Below are 20,936 nucleotides of genomic sequence, written 5' to 3'. Positions count from 1 at the left end.
TGCTAGTTGTTCTTTCCGCTACTTTCGCGTTAAATCTATAGTCTATTAGCGTACTACCTCAGTATTGGCCCTTTTTTGAGCGGGGTTAGTTGTTTACTGCCACGGTATGTGCTGAATTAGTGAGATGCGATGAATTAGCTAGAGCGATCTTATTTTATATTGGTTAATCTTATATCACTCGTGTAGTCCCTTGTGGATTTTGTTTGTGCTAGCACAAAGAGGCATTGATGATTTACCTCGCTTCTCAGTCGCCAAGACGCCAGGAACTGTTAAAGCAGATTGGTGTTAAGTATGTGGTTATTTCAGCTGCAATTGATGAATCTCCCTATGCTGGTGAAGTTGGAGAGGCCTATGTGCTGAGGATGGCAAAGGAAAAAGCAGATGCTGGGTGGCACACATTGCAGGCTAAGGCGAATGCCGTAGTTAACAGTGCGAATAGCCCTTGTGTTTTAGCGGCAGATACCAGTGTCATTGTCGATGGCTGTATTATGGGGAAGCCCAAAAGTACAGCAGATGCGCAGGTAATGCTGATGCGTTTGGCCAATCGCACGCATCAAGTTATAACGGCAGTTGCCGTGCAATCCAGCAACCAGCTGGAAACCCGCTTGAGCATCAGCAATGTTACTTTTCGTGCGCTGACAGAGGCAGAGGTACAAGCTTACATAGAGAGTGGTGAACCTTTAGATAAAGCTGGTGCCTATGCTATACAAGGGCTAGGTGCAGTTTTTGTGCAACATTTAGCGGGCAGTTATTCTGGAGTGATGGGACTGCCCTTGGCTGAAACGGCTGAGTTACTCCAGTTAATGGGTGTACCCACAGGGCTTTCATCTTGGAGAAAACAACTAGAGCGTGCAGATGAGTGAAGAAATACTGATGAATATCACACCCATGGAGTCGCGGGTGGCTGTGGTAGAAAACGGTGTACTGCAAGAGGTGTACATCGAACGCACTCAACGTCGTGGTATTGTTGGTAATATTTATAAAGGCAAAGTAGTCAGGGTATTGCCAGGGATGCAGGCAGCGTTTGTCGATATTGGCTTAGAGCGCGCTGCGTTTATACACGCCAGTGAGATTATTCCTAAAAATAATGATGCGAAGGAGACTGAATCTTCCTCAAGCAATGACACTGAACCTCACATTAGTTATTTAGTCCATGAAGGTCAATCCATAGTGGTTCAGGTTACCAAAGATCCTCTGGGAACCAAAGGTGCTCGACTGACAACCCATATTTCTATTCCTGCTCGTTATCTTGTGTTTATGCCTCACACCAACCATGTTGGTATCTCGTTACGTATTGAAGATCAGCAGGAGCGTGAGCGGTTAAAGGTGATGGTGGAAACGCTCCTTGAGGAGCATGGGCTTCAAGATAAAGGCGGCTTTATTCTTAGAACGGCGGCGGAAGGTGTTGGTGAAGCGGAAATACTAAATGATATTTTTTTCTTACACCGCTTGTGGGATTCAATTTCAGAAAGTATTGCTTCCATTAAAGCACCTGTTGCAGTTTATGAAGATCTTCCTCTTTATTTGCGTACTTTAAGAGATCTGGTTGAGCCTATCATTGAAAAGGTTCGTATTGACTCTAAAGAAACCTACTTAAAGGTACTTAAATTTGTTAAGAAATTAATCCCGCAAATTGAAGATCGTGTTGAATACTATCCTGGCGAGCGTCCCATTTTTGATTTATACAGTGTTGAGGATGAAATACAACGTGCGCTCAGCCGAAAGGTTCCACTTAAATCTGGCGGCCATCTGATTCTTGATCAGACTGAAGCGATGACGACAATTGATGTAAATACAGGGGCTTTTGTTGGTCATCGTAATCTGGAAGAGACTATTTTTAAAACGAATTTAGAAGCAGCCACAGCAATAGCCCGTCAGCTCCGTTTGCGCAATCTTGGTGGCATTATCATCATCGATTTTATTGATATGGAAGATGAGGAGCATAAACGACAAGTCTTTCGTATGCTGGAAAAAAACCTTGAGCGTGATCATGCGAAAACCAATATTACAGGGGTTTCCGAGTTAGGGTTAGTGGAAATGACCCGTAAACGGACACGTGAAAGTCTGGAAAATGTGCTGTGCGAGCCTTGTCCAACTTGCCAGGGACGCGGTTCATTGAAAACTCCAGAAACCGTTTGTTATGAAATATTTCGGGAGATCCTTAGAGAAGCAAGGGCTTATGATAGCGATACCTACTTGGTATTGGCGGCACAAACTGTGGTGGATCGCCTACTGGAGGAAGACTCTGGTAATGTCGCTGACCTGGAAGAATTTATTGAAAAAAATATACGTATTCAGGTTGAACCTATGTATACCCAAGAACAATTTGACGTTGTCTTGGTATAAAGCAAGTTGCGTGTAATTTTATATTCCCTAATGAGCCTTCGTTTGGGATATAGGCTTGGTGTTTTGGATAGCTAAATGCTTTGGATTACCCGTTGGTTTTCTCGAATTGTTTGGTGGCTTGCAGTCACTTTGGTTGTGCTCGTAGCACTTTATGTCAGCCTCGGGCGTTTTCTTCTGCCACACTTATCAGACTACCGTGAAGAATTGGCTCAGACACTGACAGAGTACTTTAGTGCTGAGGTGTCAATTGGGCAGTTAGCGGGGAGTTGGCAAGGGTTTAATCCAGCATTGGTTGCGACTGATGTTGTGGTTAAAAGCCCACAAGCCCCCCAGCAAAATACACTGTCTGCAAAGCAAATCATCCTATCCTTTGATACGTTAGGCTCCATTTTGGCGGGGTCGTTAGTGTTTGAGCAGCTGGAAGTGAACGGTGCCAATGTCCAGCTACAGGAATACAGTGCCAAGCAGTGGCGCTTGCGAGGCTTTCAGGACACTCGCACTGGGGAAAGTGACTTTAGCCTGATTTCGAAGCTTATTTTACAGCAAAATCGCCTGCATCTACTGGACAGCACTGTTTTATTTGAGCCTTTACAAGGCACAACTCAAGCGCTGAGCGACGTTCAGCTGACATTCGAAAATACCCGTCAGGGGATTCATGTGACTGGCTCTGTTCGGGATAGTCATGCAGATCAACCTTCTGGACAGATATCGATTGCAGCCAAAATAAGTCAATGGGGGAAGACCTGGCAAAAAACTATACTGTCCGCCATGCTCGATGTTGAGGGTATTCATCTAACGCCCTGGTTTGCTATGTTTCTTCCTGAGTCTGTTCAAATGAATGTAGAACAGCTTAATGGGAAGCTATGGATAACGTGGAATGGGCAACAGTTAAATGCACATAGTAAGCTTGATCTGACTGAGGTCAAGGGCCGTTGGGCTGACTACCAACTGCCTGTCATCCAGCATTTCAAGATTAACAATAGCCAGCTACAGTGGTCTTCCAGTCAACAGTGGCAGTGGCGTGCTAAAGATTTAGCACTTGCGGTAAATAATCAACCGCTGTTAACGCTGCCATATATATCGGCAGACAGCCAGCTAACCGAAGTTACACGACTTAAACCGCCTACTACACAAAGAGATGTTGCTCAGCTTACCGCAACAACACAAAGCAGTCAGCCTGACTCTGTTAATCGCTCTAATCAAACCCTGACTAAGACACCACAAATTACTTTGGCACTTTCCGAAATTGATTTGGCTGCGCTGAAGAATATAACACTTTCCACCCAATGGCTGCCCAAAGAAGCACACCAGTTGTTGAGTACGCTAAATCCGGTAGGGAAATTACGACAGGTGTGGTTGGACTGGCAACCCGCTAACACATCCGCTTTTGTTGCCAGTGCACGCTTAGATCAAGTAGGTGTTGATGCATGGGAGAATGCCCCTTCTGGCTCAGGTATTTCAGGTTATACATTGATCACACCCGCCCAGGGCGTGATTTTGCTGGACACTAAACGCTTTAGTTTGGGTATGGAAAACCTGTTTCGTAGGACCTGGTACTACGATCAGGCGGCGGGGCGCTTAGAGTGGCGTATTTTTGATAACCAGTATGAGCTTTATACCCATGACGTAGCCTTGTCAGGGGATGATGGTCATTTTAAAGGGCAGTTTAGGCTCCAGTTTCCCTTTGATGATAGACCTGCACAAATGGCTTTAACGGTTGGCGTGACAGATGGCGATGCCCAGTACACTGGTCAGTATTTGCCAGCACGAGGTGGGATATCTGAAGAACTGGTCGACTGGCTTGATCAAAGTATTAAGCGGGCAGATATTGAGTCAGGCGCATTTGTTTATAACGGATCTCTTGATCCTGAGGATTTAGATTCTGCCAGCAATTTTGGTTTGTTTTTTAAGATTAGCCAGGGAACCTTGCAGTATGACCCCGCATGGCCAGTGGCTAACGGCTTGAAAGCATTGGTGCATGTCAGTAGTGATCACTTGAATGTTGAGGTCGAAGAGGGGGGGATATACACCAATAGTAAAATTGATGGTTTGCAGGTAACTGCAGATTTTACCGCGTTGGAAGATAGCCAACCGCTAGTGCTGAATTTAACTGGTAATGCACAGTTGGTGGGCAGTGATGCAAATAAGCTTCTTCATGAAAGCCCTATAGCTGAAGCGTTAGCTGAGGTTGATGTGCCATGGTCTGTTGCGGGTGACTATGATGTCAATCTAGGTTTAAGCATACCACTTGAGGAAAAGGCACAGCCAACGGGGGCGGTCGATATTGGTGTAAAAAATGGCCAAATAAAACTGCCTAAACAGGCTATCCACTTCGACAATATTAATGGCGCGTTGCGCTATGAAGCTGGGCAGGGCATGGTTGCGAAGGATTTAAGGGGAGAGTTTTTAGGTAGTCCATTGGCTGCAAAGCTAGCGGTGAAAAAAGAAAAGCAACAAACCGTGCAAACTATTCAGCTGCAAGGCCCTATACAAAGCCAGTCATTAATGAGTTGGTTGGGTGCACCGAAGCCTGTTCAGCAAGTGGTACAAGGCAAAACTGATGTTACAGCTGAACTAAAAGTGTATGCATCCCAGAAGCAGGCTCCACAATTAACCATTGAAACGGATTTGCAAGGGGTTGGCTTAAACCTGCCTATTCCTTTTGCTAAATCTTCCAGAGAGAAACGCCCATTACAGTTGAGCATTGCTTTTCAAGAGCCTTTGTTGTTGAGGGGAATGCTTCAAAATCAACTCAGCGCAGCACTATTACTGGGTAAACAGGGTTTAGTCTCAGCCAATCTGCTGGTGGGCCGCAGTGGGTTGATTTCGCCTATACCCAGAGGGATTCAAGTGGCGGGCTGGTTACCTGTGCTTGATGTTAGTCAGTGGCAAAAGCTATGGGCTGGCTTTGACAGTCAGGGAACGCCATCGATTAAACCCGTCACTATTCGCAACTTCGCGATAGATAAGTTAATTGCAGCAGAACAGCAGCTAAACAAAATCAATGTGTCGCTGCTGACGATGAGGGATCATTGGCGGGTGTTACTGGATAGTGCTGATTTAAAGGGGCAGGTCAATATGCCTTTTAGTCGAACTCAACCTATGGATATTTGGGTTGATAAAGCGGTGATACGAAGTCTTGCGGACAAAAAAGTAAGCTCATCCAAAAGCAATCAGGATACGACAATACAGCCGCAGTCTATTCCTGCTATGAACCTTCGAATACATGATTTAACACTGGACAAGCGAAAGATTGGCTCATTATCCGCCAATATCCGTCCAAATCCAAAAGGGCTTCAGGTACAAAATATCGTCGGGGATATGCAGGGGCTTTCCATTACAGGGGACTTGTCGTGGAATTACCAACGAGGTTTTCATCGTTCGTTTTACAAAGGTGTGATGCGCGCTAAAGATATTGGCAAAGTCCTCGAAAACTGGGGGTATGCAGCGACACTGACCAGTAAAAAAACAAAAGTTTCTATTGATGTCAATTGGCCCGGCTCACCATTGGCTTTTGCGTTAAAAACGCTCACGGGTAAAGTGGATAGTAAAATAGAGCATGGCCGTTTTGTGGAAACTGAGCGTTCTGCCAATGCATTGAAACTGCTGGGTATTCTTAATTTTAATTCAATTGCTCGACGTTTACGCTTAGATTTTTCTGACTTATTTTCCTCTGGTGTGAGTTTCGATAAGTTCAAAGTTTATGGGCGTTTTAATGGAGGGATTCTGACATTTGATAAGCCCGTAACCATCGAGGGACCCTCAGCCGATTTTCAAATGGATGGAGTGCTTAATTTTATTACGGATAAGGTTGATGCTTTTCTGGTAGTTACCCTACCAGTGACGGACAATTTACCCATTATTGCAGTACTGATGGGTGCTCCCCAAGTAGGCGGTGCCATTTATTTATTTGATAAGCTACTCGGTAATACCGTCCAACAGTTTGCCAGTGCGCGCTATCGTTTGACGGGAACACTGACCGATCCAAAAGTGTCATTTGATAAAATATTCAGTGCTGACACACAAAAGATGAATAAAGGGAAGAAATGAAACATAAAGTAGCTGCTGTACAAATGAACTCTGGTATGGATGTCGCAGAGAACTTAACGCATACTGAGCGTTTAATTAGTCAGGTCGCTCGACTCGGTGCTCGTTTGGTGGTGTTGCCAGAGTGTTTCGCTGCGTTTGCTGCATCTGATATGCTAGCCATAGGGCAGGGGGAGCAAACTAATGAAGGGCCTATTCGATCTTTTTTAGCGGAGCAGGCAAGAACTCATAAAATCTGGCTGGTAGCAGGCTCTATTCCTTATTTTCCCGAAGGGCAAACAGATGATCGCTGCTTGGCCAGCTGTTTTGTCTATAATGATCAGGGAGACGAAGTCGCGCGTTATGATAAAATCCACTTATTTGATGTCAATGTGGATGACAGCAAAGGGTCGTATCGGGAGTCAAAGGAGTTCCTGCCAGGTAAACATCTTGTCGTTATTGATACCCCGTTTGGTCGAGTAGCACCCGTTATTTGCTACGATTTACGTTTTCCAGAAATATTCAGGAAGCTGGCTGAGCAGCACGTCGATATTTTTTGTATTCCGTCTGCGTTTACGGCAGTTACAGGTGCTGCGCACTGGGAAACATTAGTAAAAGCTCGCGCGATTGAAAATTTTAGTTATGTCATTGCCGCCAATCAGACAGGTATGCATGGGGATAAGCGTGAAACTCATGGTCACTCAATGATTGTCGATCCTTGGGGACAAGCAATTGCTTCTACCACAAAAGGTGAAGCCGTTATTCTGGCTGATATTGATTTACAAAAAGTCAAACAAATTCGTGATCAGATGCCTTCATTATCGCATCGATGTCCTTATGAACTGGCTGTGATCAAGAAATAGGTTTCTTATTATTTATGACTGATTTATTACTCTCTGCAAAAGAACAACTGTTGATGCCTGCTGAGCTCACAGAAAATCATGTTGCCAATATTATTGATGGCATGTTGGGTCATCAGATTGATGCAGCAGACTTATATTTTCAAAACTCGCGTTTTGAGTCTTGGGTTTTAGACGATGGCATCGTTAAAGAGGGCAGCTTCAATGTTGATCGTGGCGTAGGTGTGCGCGCCATGAGCGGTGAGAAAACTGGCTTTGCTTATTCCAATGAAATCATTCTTCCCGCATTAAATCAGGCAGCAGAAGCGGCTCGGTCGATTGCAGTACGAGGGCAAACTCAGTCAGTACAGGCTTGGCAGCGTTCACGCCCGTTAGCACTGTATCCTGCCAGTAATCCTCTTAATGTGATGACACAGCAGGATAAGGTAACACTGCTAAAAGATATGGATCAGCAAGCACGACAACTGGATCCAAGAGTAAAACAGGTGACGGTTAGTTTAGCGGGAGGCTATGAAACAGTCTTAGTCGCTGCGAGTGATGGTACTTTAGCAGGTGATGTAAGGCCATTGGTGCGTTTAAATATTTCTGTGATTGTAGAGCAGGATGGGCGTCGTGAGCGAGGATCTGCTGGTGGTGGAGGGCGCACGGATTACCAGCTATTTATCAAAGAAAATCGTGCTCAAGATTACGTGCGTGAAGCTGTGCGTCAGGCGCTGGTCAACCTTGAAGCAGAGCCTTCTCCAGCAGGTGCTATGCCTGTGGTGCTTGGACCTGGCTGGTCTGGTGTATTACTCCATGAGGCTGTAGGCCATGGCTTGGAGGGGGATTTTAACCGTAAAGGTAGCTCTGCATATTCCGGTCGAATTGGTGAGCAAGTTACGTCTTCTCTCTGCACAGTGGTTGATGATGGCACATTACCAGGGCGGCGAGGGTCGCTGAATATGGATGATGAAGGGGTGCCAACCGAGTGTACGGTATTGATTGAAAAAGGTATTCTGAAAAATTACATGCAAGATAAGCAAAATGCTCGTCTGATGGGTATGAAAGCAACGGGTAATGGACGTCGGGAGTCTTACTCTCACTTGCCTATGCCGCGTATGACTAACACTTATATGCTGCCGGGTGAACATGACCCAGAAGAAATAATTGCTTCAGTTGATAGAGGTATTTACGCCGCGCAGCTTGGTGGTGGGCAGGTTGATATTACCTCAGGCAAGTTTGTATTTTCGACCAGTGAAGCTTATTTAATCGAAAATGGAAAAATTACACGGCCAGTGAGGGGTGCTACTTTAATTGGCAATGGCCCTGATGTAATGAACAACATCACGATGGTAGGTAATGATTTATCACTTGATCCTGGTATAGGTGTGTGTGGTAAAGAAGGCCAGTCAGTACCAGTAGGTGTTGGGCAGCCAACCCTAAAAATTGCAGAAATAACTGTGGGAGGCACAGGGGCATAAGCCCCTGTTTATGAGTTATACCTATAGCGCAGGACTATGGTTTTAACCTAAAAAGTTCTGCTGCAGGTCCAGCTCCCGCAGGTAACGAAAGAGTTTACGGCTAGCACTGGGCGGCTTATTGTTTGCCGCTTCTTTGTGAGCCTGTCGGATCAGCTGTCTTACATGTTGAACTTCAACTTCAGGGCACTGCGCCATTAATTCATTCAGGGATTCCTGGCTAGTAGACTCGTCAATTAACCGGTCACGCCAGCGTTCCAGCAAGTGAAAGCGCCGTGCAGATTCTTCGCTGGTACTGTCAAGGCGGTCTAATGTTGCAATAATTGCTTCAGTATCTTGGTCACGCATCAGCTTGCCAATAAACTGCAGGTGGCGTTTTTGGGCATTGAAGCTTTTAATGCGTTTACCTTCTTCCAGGGCTTGGCGTAACCTGTCGTTTAGTGGAAGCTGGTTAAGAATATCTGGTTTTAGCTCTAGTAAGCGCTGGCCTAACGCCAGCAAAGCATGCATTTCACGCTTGAGCTGGGATTTACTTTTATAGTCGTCAAATTCTTCAGGTAAGGCTTCGTCAGTCATCATTCTGCTAAGGAATCTTTGTTACAGTATGGCGCAATTGTAGCCTGAATCATCTTAGTTAACACTACTTGATTCATATACCCAATACGAAGGGTATAATCACGAGCCTGGATCACTTGACTCAGCCTGTTTAACACTAACAAGTTTAAATATATTTATGACTGTGCAACAACATTCTCACTCAATCGATCCTAAGGTCGAGCAAAAACAGCTGGAAAGCCTGGTTGAACAAATTCTAGCTGAAGCGAAACGACAAGGTGCCACAGCAGCTGAAGTCGGTGTTAGCTTGGATACCGGCTTATCTGCCAGTGTCCGCAAGGGCGAGGTTGAAACGGTAGAGTTCAACTGTGATCGAGGCTTTGGTATTACAGCGTATATCGGGCAGCGAAAAGGGTCAGCCAGTACGTCAGATAGCTCATCCCAAGCGATCGAGGATACTGTTGCTGCAGCAGTGAATATTGCTCGATATACATCAGAGGATAACTGTGCAGGGTTGGCTGATCCTGAGCAAATGGCTCAGCAAGTCCCTGATCTGGACTTGTATCATCCCTGGGGTATCAATCCAGAGCAAGCCGTGGAGTTGGCCAAAACGACTGAAGCTGCAGCCTTTCAACAAAGTGAGCTTATCAGTAACTCAGAAGGCTCAACGGTTGCTAGTCATCAGGGCTGCCGGTTGTATGGCAACTCCAATGGCTTTTTGGGTAGCTATTTATCCAGCCGCCACAGTATCAGCTGCGTTATGATTGCCCAGCAGCAGAATGAAATGCAGCGTGACTATTGGTATACCATTGCCCGGAATAGCAATGACCTGCAAGCTGCTGAGCAGGTAGGTATTAAAGCCGCTGAGCGTACAGCAGCCCGCTTGGGATCACGTAAAGTGGAAACCTGTCAGGTGCCTGTGCTTTTTTCGGCGGAGCTGGCGAGTAGTTTACTGGGGCATTTTCTTTCTGCTGTAACAGGTTCTAGTCAGTATCGCGAAGCATCATTTTTGTTAAATAGCCTTGGTCAACAGATTTTTCCTGATAATGTACGCATTCATGAGCAGCCACACTTAAAGGGTGCCATAGGAAGTGCAGCGTTTGATAATGATGGGGTAGCGACTTATGCAAAAGATTTTGTAGCAGATGGGGTGCTGCAAAGTTATATCTTAAGTACGTATTCTGCCCGTAAGTTGAAAATGCAGAGTACAGCAAATGCGGGTGGAGTTCATAACCTTTTCATTGAACCCAATAACCACTCTTTTGAGGATTTGCTGAAAAAAATGGATCGAGGGCTGTTAGTTACAGAGCTAATGGGGCATGGTGTTAATACAGTTACAGGGGACTACTCTCGCGGTGCTGCGGGCTTCTGGGTTGAAAATGGCAAAATCCAGTTTCCGGTGTCAGAGGTTACGATTGCTAGTAACTTAAAAGATATGTTTAGAAACTTAATTGCTATTGGCAATGATATTGACTGGCGAAGTAATGTTAAAACCGGTTCGTTGCTGGTTGAGCAAATGACAGTGGCTGGACACTAGTCATCATTACCTTTTAAGTTACATTAATTATTAAGTTCCTCTGATGCTAGCCTCATGCGAAAAAGTATGAGGCTAATCCAAGAAAAGCAACAAAGCCTACAACATCTGTGACTGTGGTTAGTATTACGCTTCCGGCTAATGCAGGATCAATACGCATTGCTTTTAACAATAGGGGAAGCGCAGCACCAGCAATGGCTGCTACTAATAAATTTGCGACCATTGCTAGTGCAATCACAAGAGAAATGATGGGGTCTTTAAACCATAGCATTGCTGCTATGGAGACGACTATGGCCCAAAGGCAGCCATTCAGGAAGCCAACAATACACTCCCGTGATAATAGCCAGCGCACATTGGATTGACCAATTTGGCCAAGCGCCATCGCACGAATGACCAGAGTGAGTGTTTGGCTTCCTGCAATACCTCCCATGCTGGCGACAATCGGCATAAGCACTGCCAGGGCAACGACTTTGTCAATGGTGTCCTGAAACATGCCAATAACCGCTGAGGCTATAAACGCTGTTAATAAGTTAATCCCTAACCAGATTGCTCGGCTGCGGGCTGTTTTCATCACCGGAGCAAAGGTATCGGCATCTTCATCCAGGCCTGCCATACTCATCAATGAGTGCTCACCTTCTTCACGAATGACATCAACCACATCATCAACGGTGATACGGCCCACCAGCTTGCCTTCTTCATCTATTACCGGGGCTGAAACTAAGTCTTGGCGCTCAAATAACAGCGCTACTTGGTTGGCTGACATGCTGGCGGGAATAGCCTGGATATCGGTCTGCATGACTTCTCGTACACTGATGGAGGGGTGAGTTGTCAGCATCTTGCTGATGGGCAATACACCAATAAATTCATCACGACGATTAACGACCAGTAAAGCATCGGTCATTTCTGGTAGTTCAGGATGGCGGCGTAAATAGCGAAATACAACATCCAGTGTATTACTGGGACGGACAGTAATCATATCCGTATTCATCAAGCCGCCAGCAGTATCTTCTGGATAAGATAAAACCTGCTCTACACGATGACGGTCTTGGGCATCCATGGATGCCAACACTTGTCGGGTAATAGTATCTGGCAGCAGTTGCAGCATATCTGCCAGATCATCGGTATCAATATTTTCAGTGAGGGCTGCCACCTCATCTACATTCATCTGCTCCAGATAAAATTGGCGCAGATCATCACCAAGCTCTTGAAGCACTTCTGCAGCAAGCTCTTTATCCAACAGCTGCCAAATAAGCGTTCTTACTTTGGGGGGGGAGGATTCCAGTAGATGAGCAATGTCCGCTGAGGTTAGGCTGTTCAGCATCATTGATACTTGGGGGGATACCCCTTGTTCCAGTGCCTCATTTAAGACCTGGATTTGGGTATCGGAAATGCTGCTTTGTTGTTGAGCCATAACCCCCCCTGTTGGGCAGTACAGAAGTTACAGGAAGCATAAGAGCGCAAATTCTAACGAAAATTTGCTATAGGCCAAAGTATCTTCTTGATTTGTTTTGCTAAATCAGAGTATGTAGAGGTTGGAATAGGCACCGTTAAGTGTGTTTTTGCTTGTTTTTGGGTAGTCTTAGTAGTTTGTTAAGATTGGCAAGAGGCAAAAGCAGAGGCTGACTTGGTGGTAACTACTCGCCTTCTTCAAAATAGTTATCAACCAATGCCTTAAGTGCAATAAATGCCTGCTCTTCATCTTTGCCTTCAATAAGGACATCAAGTGTTGTACCTTGGCTGGCTGCTAGCATCATTACAGACATAATGCTTTTGCCGTCTACCATTTTGCCTGCTTTACCAACACGAATTGTGCTGCCAAAGGCTGCAGCCGTTGTTACAAACTTTGCAGCAGCACGGGCATGAAGCCCTAGCTTATTTATGATGATGAGTTGCTCTTCTATCATGGTGACGGCTGAAGTCTTAACGTTTAATTAAGGAAGTTCTCGATGTCTAACTTGGACGTTACGGTACTTAGCTTGAAAAGAAGATGCAAGCCGTTCAGCTAAATAGACCGAGCGGTGATGCCCGCCGGTGCAGCCTATGGCAACAGTAAGGTAACTTCGATTGCAGGCTTCAAAGCTAGGTAACCATTTCTCAATAAACTTATAAATATCCTCAAACATCACTTCAACTTGAGGTTCAGCCATTAAAAACTCTTTAATGGGTTGATCTTTACCCGTGTACTGTCGTAAATGATTCACCCAATAAGGATTGGGTAAGCAGCGTACATCAAAAATATAGTCTGCATCATTAGGGGCACCTTTTTTAAAGCCAAAGGACTCAAATAAAAGGGCAATACTATTGTCCTGTTTACTGGCTACACGTTTATTAAATATATCCCGTAAATCATGCAGGGTAAGTCCGGTAGTATCCATTGTGAGATCAGCCAGGTTAGAGATAGGGTCTAAAACCTGTTGTTCAGCTTTAAGTGCTTCAGCCAATGAACAGTTATGGCTGCTTAAGGGATGTTTTCGCCGAGTCTCACTGAATCGCTTTAATAGCTCTTCATCATCAGCATCAAGATAAATAACTTCTGCATCAACTTGCTGCTGCTTAATTCGGTTAATTATTTCCGGAAAGCGTGATAGCTCTTGTCGTATATTTCGAGCATCAATACTTACAGCTACTCGGTCTAAATACGCCTTTTGCAGCTCTTTCGCTAAATCGGGAAGTAAAACCAGGGGTAAATTATCAATACAGAAAAAGCCTTGATCTTCAAGAACATGTAGTCCCGTACTTTTGCCTGAACCTGATCGACCGCTAATGATAACAAGTTTCATACGACTTTAATCTGTACCCTGGTAGTGAGTCGGCTTTAGTTAATTGCGCCATATTATTATTACACAGCAAGTATAGTGTACACCAAAATGACAGCTTCTTGTTGTAGCCAAGCTACAATGAAGTCCGTCATTTAGTGTAAATAAAGACGAAACGCTAAAATAAGTTGGTTGTGTGTGGCTTGTTAATTGGGAAGAGGAGCAATAGCAAGCTCAAAAAGCTCATGGTTGCTTTGAGCATTACGTAACCGGTTTCTGAAGCTGGCATTTTCAAATCGTTCGGCAACAAGTTGCAAAATCGCCAAATGCTCTGAGGTGGCTTCTTCAGGGACTACAAGTGCAAAAATTAGGTCAACAGGGTGATTATCCATAGCATCAAACTCAATAGGTTCACGCAGTTTTAGTAAGGCTGCCATGGGTTTATCACAGTTAGTTAATCGGCAGTGGGGCAGGGCAATACCTTTGCCAAATCCAGTGCTGCCCAATCGCTCTCGGGTAATAAGACTATCAAAAAGTTCGCTAGCACCTATGCCTGGCCGGAATCCGGCCAGGATATCTGCAATTTGCTCTAACGTTCTTTTTTTGCTGCCACCCTCAACATCACAAGCGGTGCACTCCGGGGCAAGAATCTGTTCGAGTTTCATTGCGTTTTTACAGTCTCCAGCAATCGCCAGTTTAACGGGCTCCTGCGCCCTGTAAACGGTCAAGGTTTTTCTCTTTGTGTTTTAGAAGTTGACGATCCAACCGATCGACAAGCATGTCAATCGCTGCATACATGTCCTCAGATTCCGCTTCAGCGCGAATATCTGCACCTCGTGTATGTAAAGTGGTCTCAGCTTTTTGTCGAAGTTTTTCGACACTTAAAGTGACTTGCACATTGGTAATGTTATCAAAGTGCCGCTCCAAACGCTCAAATTTATTGATGACATATTGGCGCAGCGGATCGGTAATATCAACGTGGTGACCACTAATGTTTATTTGCATGCATCGATCTCCTAGGTGATCCGATTTACAGTCTATCAGTAGAAACTGTGTACTACTACTGACTCCACACTCCCCTCCTTGAAAAGGGGCTAACTGGGGTGTTTGTCACCCTATAACGCTTTTTTACACCAACCGTTTTCGCTCGTTAGAAGGTGGAATAGAAAGTGATTCTCGGTACTTGGCGATAGTTCGTCTTGCCACTTTTATTCCTTGTTCTTCCAGAAGCTTGGCTATTTTACTATCTGATAAAGGTTTTCGTGCATTTTCCGCCGCAATCAATTTTTTTATGATGGCTCGGATTGCTGTTGATGAGCACTCTCCACCCGATGATGTACTAACATGGCTGGAGAAAAAATACTTCAGTTCGAATATACCACGAGGGGTGTGCATATATTTTTGAGTAGTTACTCTTGAAATGGTTGACTCATGCATACCAACCGCTTCAGCAATGTCATGAAGCACTAAAGGCTTCATGGCTTCTTCACCATACTCTAAAAAGCCTTTTTGATGCTCAACAATACAGCTGGCTACACGCATTAATGTTTCATTACGGCTCTGCAAGCTTTTAATGAACCAGCGGGCTTCCTGAAGGTGATTTTTAATGTAAGTATTATCAGAGCTACTATCTGCACGTTTGACTAATGAAGCGTAGCTGGCATTGATGCGAAGACGGGGAGTGGCATCCGTATTTAGCTCTACAGTCCAACGATCACTTCTTTTTTGGACAATAACGTCGGGAACAATATATTCAGAGTTCTCGTCTTGAATAACAGAGCCAGGCCGTGGATTTAAACTTTGTATTAGCAAAATCGCTTGCTTTAACTGCTCTTCTTTCAACTTTGCTTTTCGCATAAGTTGATTGTAGTCGTGATTGCCTAATAAATGGAGATACTTTTGGGTAATTAGCTTTGCTTCTTCCAGAAAAGGTGTGTCTGCACTGAGTTGCGTCAACTGAGTTAACAGGCACTCTTTTAAATCACGCGCGGCAACACCAACCGGGTCAAACTGCTTTAATAATCGGTGTACAACAACCACTTCGTCCAGGTCAATTTCTAACTCTGGATCAAAGCTTTCATGAATATCCTCAAGGCTACAGGTTAAATAGCCGCTTTCATCCACAGCATCAATGATTGCTATTGCAATAAGTCGGTCGTTATCACTTAAGGGGGTAAGGTTAAGCTGCCAATGTAAGTGCGACTGAATAGTTTCTGCTGTACTGTTTCTGGCGGTATAGTCAAAGTCTTCATCGGAGCCGGACGATGAGTTTCCAGTCGAAGGAGGTAATGAGTCATACACATCCTCCCAGGCAGTATCTACCGATAGTTCAGAAGGGATTTGCTCAGCCCATTGGTCTTCATAGAGTGAATCACTGCTTTCGTTTTCTTGATCTTGGGAAGAGGTGTTGGCTGTATCAGTGCTGTTGTCGTCACTACTGGAGTTTGAGGAAGCTTGTTGAGTAAGCTCATTCTGATGTTCATCAGAAGAGTCACTGGACTCGCTATTTGAGCCAGTATCAGAGGTATCTTCAATAAGTTCTAGCAAAGGGTTTGAGTCTAGGGCTTGCTGAATTTCTTGTTGCAAGTCAAGCGTAGACAACTGAAGTAGTTTAATGGCCTGTTGCAGCTGGGGGGTCATTGTCAGCTGTTGGCCCATTTTTAAAACTAGGGATGGCTTCATAGTTAGTTGATTTACCTACACTGCAACAAAGCAAATGCTAAAGTTTATCTATTAGTATGCCACTAACATTACCTGTCGTTGTGGTGAAATAATGCTGCCACATTAATTATTCAGTAAACAGTGAGTGATAATGATGAGTGGCCGCATCTCATACATTAACACATTATATGCGCGACCAGGCTACTTGTCTTAGATTTTGAATTGATGTCCAAGATAAACATCCTTGACTTTTTGGTTGGCCATTACATCACTCGCTGTACCTTGAGCGATTATTTGTCCTTCACTTACTATGTAGGCTAACTCACAAATATCAAGTGTTTCTCGAACATTGTGATCCGTAATCAGTACACCTATGCCTCTTTCTTTTAAGTGAGTGACTATCATTTTTATATCATTTACTGAGATGGGGTCAACCCCAGCAAAAGGTTCATCCAGTAGAATGAAAGAGGGTTCAGTCGCCAGTGCACGAGCAATTTCAACTCGTCGACGCTCACCACCTGATAAGCTCATACCCATACTATTTCTGAGGTGAGTGACATTAAACTCTTCAAGCAGATGGTTAAGTTTTTCTTCTCGTTGTTGACGATTTAAGTCTTTACGGGTTTCCAAAATACCCATTATATTTTCGCTGACGGTCAGCTTGCGGAAGATAGACGCTTCTTGTGGTAAATAACCAATTCCTGCACGTGCCCTGCCATGCATGGGTAGATGTGTAATATTGTGTTCATCTATTTGCACTTGACCATGATCTGATCGAACCAAGCCAACAATCATATAAAAAGTGGTTGTTTTTCCCGCACCATTTGGACCAAGTAGACCAACAATTTGACCACTTTCGATATGGAGTGAGACTTCTTTGACAACTTGACGACCTTTATAGCTTTTGGCCAGGTTTGTGGCTTGTAGAACGGGCATAGAGTTACTTCGTCTTTGTAGGTTGCAGGATCATCTCAACACGTTGCTTGCCGCCAGCTTTTGAAGAGTCGCCTTTAGCATTCACAGTTTGGGTTTTCATGTTATAGTCAATACGCTTGCCTGTGAACTTATTGCCTTCCTGAAATAATTTAGCATTAACAATAATTTCAACTTTTTCTTGAGGAATCATATAGTTGATTTGCTTGCCATAGGCGCGAATCAGTTCTTTGTTAGGTTCAGGCTTTTCTTCATAGTGTGCTGGGCTACCCAGAGCAATCACTTTGTTGATATTTCCCTGTTTGTCGGTATAAATGGTGACTTTGTGACCAGTAATTTTTATGGTGCCTTGAGTAATGACAACATTTCCCGTCAGTATACGCACACCATCTTTTTCGGCATTAGCACTATCAGACTTTGCGTGAATTGGTTTTTCTCTATCAGCAGGTAAAGCCCAGGCTGTTTGCTGGCTTATAAGGCTAAAAAGTAGTCCTAGTGTGAAAAGGTTAATCCTGCACTTCATATGTTCCCCTAACATTGGATAGCAACTCCACACGCTCCTCATCTAAATATGCATTCATGCCGACCGCGTTTACAACTGAGTTGTCAGTTTTAATGGTTACTGGACGTTTGGTTTTCGCTTGATTTTGTTCTGCGTAAACAGTCAGAAACTCTGTGGTTATAATCATGCCAGGATTTCCAGTTGTTTTCTGTTCCCTAATTACGACATTATCCCAGAGTTCCATCACATCTCCACCAGGAAGTATCCTTCCTTGCCGTGAGGTCGTATGCCAGTCGCTACTTTGTTTTCGCGTAATCAAAATATCAGGCTGATCAATCAGTGAAATATCATTATGAGGAAAGTGACTTACTTTCTCAGCAACAACAACGTAGTCTTGCTCACCTTTTGTTGTATATTGGGTAATAACAGGAGACTCCATAAAAACATCTGGAGAAACTGCAGTATTTTCTTTTTTATCACTTTTAGGTGCGGTTAAGTTAAATGCATCTGGCTGGTTTAAAAAAGTAAACAAGCCATACCCCAGTATGAGTAATAATGTCAGTGTAGTAATACGTTTTAAGCCCATGGTGAACAAAGCTCATAGCGTTAAGAAGTCAAAGACAGTTGCGTCATGTTAACAACATAAGTAAGGAGCTAGCTGGGCATCAAGCGTACCTTGGCTTGCCATTATAAACTCGCATACTTCTCTAGCAGCTCCAAGTCCACCAAGCTGTTGGGTGACACCAGCTGCATAGTGTTTTACCGTTGGATTTGCATTAGCAACGGCTAGGCCCAGACCAACATAACGGATTGCAGGGAGGTCGGGTAAGTCGTCTCCTAAATAGGCCACTTGTGCAGGTGTGAGTTCAAGCTGTTCAAGGATTTCTTTTAAAACGACCAGCTTGTCTTCACGCCCCTGATAAACAATATCGACACCAAGTGCAGCCATACGCTGGCTGACAACTTTGGATTTTCGGCCAGTGATAATAGCGATTTTGACCCCAGTTTGCTGCAAAAGTTTGAAGCCTAAACCATCCAGAGTATGAAATGTCTTAAATTCCTGGCCGTCTTCTGTAAAGTAAAGTCGACCATCAGTCAGTACCCCATCAACGTCACATACCAGCAAACGAACCGCAGCGGCTTTTGTGGCTAAATGCTGTAAGTTCATACTACACCTGCGCGTAAAAGGTCATGCATATTAAGTGCACCGATGGCTTTATGGTTGTCATCGACCACAATCAAACCATTAATTTTGTGCTTTTCCATAATGTTGAGCGCTTGTGCTGCGAGCATATCTGCTTGAGCGACTTTGCACTTTGCTGTCATTACACTGTCAATGGTGGCTTGCTGAATATCAACACTCTGGTCAAGTGCTCGGCGTAAGTCACCATCAGTAAATACTCCTTGCAGTAAACCATCAGCATCTACAATAGCGGTCATCCCCAAGCCTTGTTGAGTCATTTCCAGTAAGGCATCTCTTAGCGAAGTACCTGAGCGAACAGCAGGCAAGCGATCATCTTGATGCATAATATCTGCGACTTTTAACAGGAGTCTTCGACCTAGGCTACCGCCAGGATGCGAGAAGGCAAAGTCTTCTGCTGTGAATCCCTTGGTTTCAAGTAAGGCTATTGCTAATGCATCACCCATTACTAATGCGGCTGTGGTACTTGCTGTTGGTGCTAAGTCCAGAGGACAGGCTTCTCTTTTAATTGATACATCAAGGCTCACATCGGCAGCTTTGGCAAGGGTTGACTGAGGGTTTCCAGTCATGCTGATTAAAGAGGTACCGAGTCGTTTTAAAAGTGGCAGTAGGGTAACCACTTCTGCAGTGTTGCCTGAGTTAGACAGAGCAATAACAATATCATTTGAAGTAATCATGCCCATATCGCCATGACTGGCTTCTCCAGGGTGCACAAAAAAAGCTGGTGTGCCAGTGCTGGCAAGCGTTGCGGCAATCTTGTTACCAATATGCCCTGACTTACCCATTCCTACGACAACCACTCGGCCTTTACAGGCAAGAATAAGCTCACAGGCTGCAACAAAGTCAGCATTCACTGAAGCTGCCAATTGCTGCAGTGCCTCAATCTCAATGTCAAAGGTGCGTTTACCTGATGCTATAAGCTGATCTGCCTTGGTCATAATTTACCTATCTAAAGAGTGAATCAAAGGCGCATAACAGGGCTGCTTATTTAATATGTGTTGTGGGCAGTAATCACTAATAATGCTCATTAGAATTAGCTGGCGCGAATTATGACAGACTAAAGACTGTGAGTTAAGTAGAGAACAACGCAGTATCCCACATAACATGCAACCAGACAGGAGCCATTAACACGGCTTAGTGAAGACTGACGGATTTTACCCCAGAAAATCATACCAACCAGTAACCCCGTCAGTAACAACATGGTCAAGTAATCTCGTTGGAAAACCAGGCTACTGAAGTGGTCTGGATGTATCAGTGCAGGCATGGGTAATACGGCCAGTAAATTAAAGAGATTCGAGCCAACCACATTACCAATTGCAATGTCATGATGGTTTTTCTTGGCGCTGGCAATGGAGGCGGCAAGTTCTGGCAAGCTGGTGCCAATTGCAACAACTGTTAGCCCAATAATAAGTTCACTGACACCTAGCCATTGTGCAACTTCTGTGGCACCCCATACTAAAATTCGTGAACTGAAGAGGAGTAGGGCCAGTCCACAAATAAAAAGTACCGTAGCTTTTTTTTGAGAAATTTCTGGGATGGCTTCTTCTTCCTCAGTAATTAGAGGGTCTGTACCTTTTGAAGAGCTGCGCTGCCAGCGGTAAAAGAAGTAAAGTGTTGCTCCTAGTCCACATAGCAGTATGGTGCCATCCAGCAAGGTTAAGCCTGAGTCAAATAGACAAATACCAGCAAGCAAAGTTACTGCTAGTAATAGAGGGACTTCTTTGCGTAATAGTGAAGATTTTATGGGAAGCGGTGCTACCAGTGCAGTAATACCTAACACTAAGCCAATGTTGGCAATGTTGGAGCCTAGTGCATTCCCCGCAGCCAAGCCTGAGTGTCCATCTGTTGCTGCCATGATTGAGACTAAAATCTCAGGGGCTGATGTACCAAACGCAACAATGGTTAAACCAATCATCATGGTTGACATGCCTAGATTTCGTGCAGAAGCGGCTGCACCATCAACAAACATATCTGCACTCCAGATGAGTATGGCAAAACCAACCAAAACGGCGATAAAAGCTAATAGCAGAGACATAAATTCAACTCGTTTATATTCTCATGTAGTTGGGGCGCTATTAAAGGAAGTCTGTAAATGAAATGCAAGT

General features: G+C 44.5%; 19 protein-coding genes. 6 read left to right on the top strand and 13 right to left on the bottom strand.

What is annotated here, in order from left to right; translation table 11 throughout:
* Positions 1–227 precede the first annotated feature (227 nt).
* The 5 genes from KHS79_RS05765 to tldD all read left to right on the top strand — a co-directional run bounded on the left by KHS79_RS05765 (position 228) and on the right by tldD (position 8,692).
* Positions 228–863 carry a Maf family protein gene (locus KHS79_RS05765; RefSeq protein ID WP_212717436.1) on the top strand — a complete coding sequence of 212 codons (636 nt, stop codon included), beginning with the start codon at positions 228–230 and terminating at the stop codon, positions 861–863.
* Positions 856–2,346 carry a ribonuclease G gene (gene rng, locus KHS79_RS05760; protein ID WP_027707864.1) on the top strand — a complete coding sequence of 497 codons (1,491 nt, stop codon included), beginning with the start codon at positions 856–858 and terminating at the stop codon, positions 2,344–2,346. The genes KHS79_RS05765 and rng overlap by 8 nt, the downstream gene beginning before the upstream one ends.
* Positions 2,347–2,421: 75 nt before the next feature.
* A complete protein-coding gene (locus KHS79_RS05755) occupies positions 2,422–6,396 on the top strand; it encodes a YhdP family protein (RefSeq protein WP_212717434.1) in 3,975 nt (1,324 codons plus the stop codon).
* Complete coding sequence (locus KHS79_RS05750) at positions 6,393–7,235, top strand: carbon-nitrogen hydrolase family protein (RefSeq protein ID WP_212717432.1); 843 nt, start codon at positions 6,393–6,395, stop codon at positions 7,233–7,235. Before KHS79_RS05755 ends, KHS79_RS05750 begins: the two co-directional genes overlap by 4 nt.
* A 14-nt stretch (positions 7,236–7,249) precedes the next feature.
* Positions 7,250–8,692, top strand: a complete 1,443-nt coding sequence (gene tldD, locus KHS79_RS05745) for a metalloprotease TldD (protein WP_212717429.1) — start codon at positions 7,250–7,252, stop codon at positions 8,690–8,692.
* A 42-nt stretch (positions 8,693–8,734) separates the two neighbouring features.
* On the opposite strand, the gene yjgA is transcribed toward tldD, so the two are convergent.
* Positions 8,735–9,268, bottom strand: coding sequence for a ribosome biogenesis factor YjgA (gene yjgA / locus KHS79_RS05740; protein ID WP_233468248.1), 534 nt, complete (start codon positions 9,266–9,268; stop codon positions 8,735–8,737).
* A gap of 154 nt (positions 9,269–9,422) precedes the next feature.
* Here yjgA and pmbA point away from each other — a divergent pair, with 154 nt between their 5' ends.
* Complete coding sequence (gene pmbA, locus KHS79_RS05735; protein ID WP_212717427.1) at positions 9,423–10,781, top strand: metalloprotease PmbA; 1,359 nt, start codon at positions 9,423–9,425, stop codon at positions 10,779–10,781.
* A gap of 52 nt (positions 10,782–10,833) precedes the next feature.
* Here the strand turns inward: pmbA and mgtE are convergent, their stop codons facing one another.
* The 12 genes from mgtE to KHS79_RS05675 all read right to left on the bottom strand — a co-directional run bounded on the left by mgtE (position 10,834) and on the right by KHS79_RS05675 (position 20,866).
* Positions 10,834–12,189 carry a magnesium transporter gene (gene mgtE, locus KHS79_RS05730; protein ID WP_027707870.1) on the bottom strand — a complete coding sequence of 452 codons (1,356 nt, stop codon included), beginning with the start codon at positions 12,187–12,189 and terminating at the stop codon, positions 10,834–10,836.
* A 223-nt stretch (positions 12,190–12,412) separates the two neighbouring features.
* Positions 12,413–12,682, bottom strand: coding sequence for an HPr family phosphocarrier protein (locus KHS79_RS05725; RefSeq protein ID WP_027707871.1), 270 nt, complete (start codon positions 12,680–12,682; stop codon positions 12,413–12,415).
* Between the two features lie 27 nt (positions 12,683–12,709).
* The gene (gene rapZ, locus KHS79_RS05720) at positions 12,710–13,558 is read right to left on the bottom strand and encodes an RNase adapter RapZ (RefSeq protein ID WP_027707872.1); all 849 of its coding nucleotides are present in this window, start codon (positions 13,556–13,558) and stop codon (positions 12,710–12,712) included.
* Positions 13,559–13,740: 182 nt separating this feature from the next.
* Entirely contained in the window at positions 13,741–14,262 is a 522-nt protein-coding gene (ptsN, locus tag KHS79_RS05715; RefSeq protein ID WP_230400382.1) for a PTS IIA-like nitrogen regulatory protein PtsN, read from the bottom strand.
* Positions 14,231–14,539 (bottom strand): ribosome hibernation-promoting factor, HPF/YfiA family, encoded by a 309-nt coding sequence (hpf, locus tag KHS79_RS05710; protein WP_027707874.1) that lies wholly within the window; start codon positions 14,537–14,539, stop codon positions 14,231–14,233. The genes ptsN and hpf overlap by 32 nt, the downstream gene beginning before the upstream one ends.
* A gap of 123 nt (positions 14,540–14,662) precedes the next feature.
* Positions 14,663–16,216 carry an RNA polymerase factor sigma-54 gene (locus KHS79_RS05705; RefSeq protein ID WP_212717425.1) on the bottom strand — a complete coding sequence of 518 codons (1,554 nt, stop codon included), beginning with the start codon at positions 16,214–16,216 and terminating at the stop codon, positions 14,663–14,665.
* A gap of 189 nt (positions 16,217–16,405) precedes the next feature.
* Positions 16,406–17,131 carry an LPS export ABC transporter ATP-binding protein gene (gene lptB, locus KHS79_RS05700; RefSeq protein WP_027707876.1) on the bottom strand — a complete coding sequence of 242 codons (726 nt, stop codon included), beginning with the start codon at positions 17,129–17,131 and terminating at the stop codon, positions 16,406–16,408.
* A gap of 4 nt (positions 17,132–17,135) precedes the next feature.
* Complete coding sequence (lptA, locus tag KHS79_RS05695; RefSeq protein WP_212717423.1) at positions 17,136–17,651, bottom strand: lipopolysaccharide transport periplasmic protein LptA; 516 nt, start codon at positions 17,649–17,651, stop codon at positions 17,136–17,138.
* Positions 17,635–18,216 carry an LPS export ABC transporter periplasmic protein LptC gene (lptC, locus tag KHS79_RS05690; RefSeq protein WP_051311212.1) on the bottom strand — a complete coding sequence of 194 codons (582 nt, stop codon included), beginning with the start codon at positions 18,214–18,216 and terminating at the stop codon, positions 17,635–17,637. The genes lptA and lptC overlap by 17 nt, the downstream gene beginning before the upstream one ends.
* Before the next feature lie 48 nt (positions 18,217–18,264).
* Positions 18,265–18,798, bottom strand: coding sequence for a KdsC family phosphatase (locus tag KHS79_RS05685; RefSeq protein ID WP_094786316.1), 534 nt, complete (start codon positions 18,796–18,798; stop codon positions 18,265–18,267).
* Positions 18,795–19,769 (bottom strand): KpsF/GutQ family sugar-phosphate isomerase, encoded by a 975-nt coding sequence (locus tag KHS79_RS05680; protein WP_027707879.1) that lies wholly within the window; start codon positions 19,767–19,769, stop codon positions 18,795–18,797. The genes KHS79_RS05685 and KHS79_RS05680 overlap by 4 nt, the downstream gene beginning before the upstream one ends.
* 119 nt (positions 19,770–19,888) lie before the next feature.
* Complete coding sequence (locus KHS79_RS05675) at positions 19,889–20,866, bottom strand: calcium/sodium antiporter (RefSeq protein WP_325167577.1); 978 nt, start codon at positions 20,864–20,866, stop codon at positions 19,889–19,891.
* Between the last annotated feature and the right edge of the window lie 70 nt (positions 20,867–20,936).

The organism is Zooshikella ganghwensis (genome assembly GCF_018263875.1).
GTDB lineage: Bacteria > Pseudomonadota > Gammaproteobacteria > Pseudomonadales > Zooshikellaceae > Zooshikella > Zooshikella ganghwensis.
The sequence above is the reverse complement of the archived record's forward strand: the minus strand, read 5'-3'. Positions and strand labels throughout refer to the sequence as shown.